The organism is Chitinophaga sp., assembly GCF_036566945.1.
Taxonomy (GTDB): domain Bacteria; phylum Bacteroidota; class Bacteroidia; order Chitinophagales; family Chitinophagaceae; genus Chitinophaga.
Map to the genome: position 1 here is coordinate 1 of NZ_DATCVJ010000339.1, position 2,571 is coordinate 2,571.

At 46.7% G+C, this 2,571-nt stretch carries 2 protein-coding genes; one reads left to right on the plus strand and one right to left on the minus strand.

The window, feature by feature from the left end:
* The coding region (locus tag VIP81_RS10055; protein WP_331959333.1) for a glycoside hydrolase family 95 protein at positions 1–2,184 on the plus strand (2,184 nt) is incomplete at its 5' end.
* Positions 2,185–2,271: 87 nt separating this feature from the next.
* Here the strand turns inward: VIP81_RS10055 and VIP81_RS10060 are convergent.
* On the minus strand, positions 2,272–2,571 hold a 300-nt coding region (locus VIP81_RS10060), incomplete at its 5' end, for a RagB/SusD family nutrient uptake outer membrane protein (protein ID WP_331959336.1).

Genomic DNA, 2,571 nt, shown 5'->3' on the forward strand with positions numbered 1-2,571 from the left:
GGGCTGTTATTGACGACTGCAGTAATGACTGCGAGGGCAGACGAGCATCATGATGAGTTATGGTATACCCGGCCTGCTACAAAATGGGAGGCGGAAGCCTTGCCTATTGGCAATGGTAGAATGGGGGCTATGCTTTACGGCGGCATTAAAAGGGAAACGATACAATTTAATGAACAGAGTTTATGGAGTGGTGATAATAATTGGGACGGCGATTATCAGACAGGTGATCATGGTTTCGGTTCGTATCGCAATTTCGGTGAGTTTGCAATAAATTTTAGTCATGCCGATAGTGCCACCAGGTACCAACGTACCCTGAATATCCAAACCGGGGTTCATACTACTTTTTTTGAAGTAGACGGCATTCGTTTCAAACGGGAAGCTTTCGCGAGTCATCCCGACCAGGTAATTGTTTTCAGGTATACTGCCAGTAAAAAAGGGGCATTGTCCGGTAAGATTTCCATGCAATCAGCGCAGGGAGCTCTGAGCATTGCTGATGCACATGGATTGAGCTTTATGGGTGAAATGCCCAACCACCTGAAGTATACAGCCAGGCTTCAAATAGCCAGTGAAGGCGGCAGCGTTTCGGTGGTAAATGATTCACTGGTGTTTCAAAAATGCAATACAATTACTATTTACCTGGATGCACGCACCAATTACAAACCAGATTATAATTCGGGGTGGCGTGGCGTTGATCCTGAACCGCTGGTTAAACAGGAAATAGCTGCGGCTCAAAAAAATGGCTATCAAAAATTAATCGGTCGCCATACAAAGGATTTGACACGTCTTACAGCAGCAGCGGTTATTGACATTGGGGAAACAGCTGCAGATTTGCTTACATTACCTACCGATATCCGGTTGAAAAAATTTGCAGCCGGTGGTGCTGATCCGGACCTCGAGGAAACCATGTTTCAGTATGGCCGTTATCTGTTGGTCAGTTGTTCCCGTGTAGGAGGCTTGCCTGCTAATTTGCAGGGCTTGTGGAACAACAGCAATACGCCTGCCTGGGCAAGTGATTATCATAACAACATCAATATTCAAATGAATTACTGGGGGGTAGAATCGACTAATTTGTCTGACTGCCATTTGCCTTTAATTGATTTTATTAAGGCTTTTGAAGAGCCATGCCGCATTGCTACTCAAAAAGCTTTTGGAAAAAATGTACGTGGCTGGACGGCCCGCACCAGCCAGAGTATTTTTGGAGGAAATGGTTGGGAATGGAATATTCCATCCAGTGCATGGTACGCGCAGCATGTGTTTGAACATTGGGCTTTTACGATGGACAAAGCATATTTGCGTAATACCGCTTACCCTATTTTGAAAGAAGTTTGTGAATTTTGGGAAGATCGTCTAAAGAAAATGCCTGATGGAAAGTTGGTGGTACCCGATGGCTGGTCGCCGGAGCATGGTCCCAGGGAAGATGGCGTTATGCATGACCAGCAATTGGTGTGGGATCTTTTCCAAAATTACCTGGAGGCAGCAAAAGCACTGGGTATAGATACAGGGTATCAGATAAAAGTAGCAGATATGCAGGCCCATCTTGCGCCTAATAAAATAGGGAAATGGGGACAGTTACAGGAATGGCAGGAAGATAGGGATGATCCGGATGATCAGCACCGACATACCTCGCACTTATTTGCAGTTTATCCCGGACGCCAGATCAGTACCACACTTAGTCCCGAGCTGGCAAAAGCCGCTATCATTTCGCTGCGTAGCAGGAGCGGCAACTACGGAAAAAATATAAATACCCCCTTCACGGTGGAGTCGACTGTGGGAGACAGCCGCCGCTCGTGGACATGGCCCTGGCGTTGTGCGCTTTGGGCACGCCTGGGCGAAGGTGAAAAGGCGGGTATTATGTTGCGCGGATTGCTTACTTATAATACTTTACCTAATCTGTTTACCAATCATCCGCCATTTCAGCTGGATGGAAATTTTGGTATCAGTGGTGCCATCGCAGAAATGTTGTTGCAAAGCCATGCCGGCGAAATTCAGTTGCTACCAGGTATACCCTCCAGCTGGGCGGCTAAGGGATCTTTTAAGGGCCTGAAAGCCCGCGGCGGATATACCGTAGATTGCAGCTGGGAAAATGGAAAGGTGACAAAATATAAAATAAGCTCAGCGGAAAAAACGAAGGTGTGGGTGCGTGTAAATGAAAAGAGGACACTAATAGTAAGTGAAAAAGGATAAAGAACTCGTTCCTGCGTACTTATGTCCAAAAAAAACGGCGTTTCAGAATTATCTGAAACGCCGTTTTTTTTAAGGTGATGTATATTGCTACCAGCCCGGATTCTGTGCCAAATTCCCGCCTGGATATAACGCTATCTGCCCGCTTGGTATCGGCTGAAAATAATTTTTAGGATCGATAAATGTGCGTTGGGCCGTTGCCGTAGTATAGGGAGTAATGTATCCTTCAGCGTCCCGGAGCACTTTGCCATTGTCCGGCACTTTGGCGCCGCGCCAGATGTCCTTGTTGCTGGTATTCATATAGCTGCCTTTGGCCCAGCGCATGAGGTCCTGGAAGCGGAAGCCGTCGAATAATAATTCCGTGCGTCTTTCTCTTCTGATTTCCCAGAT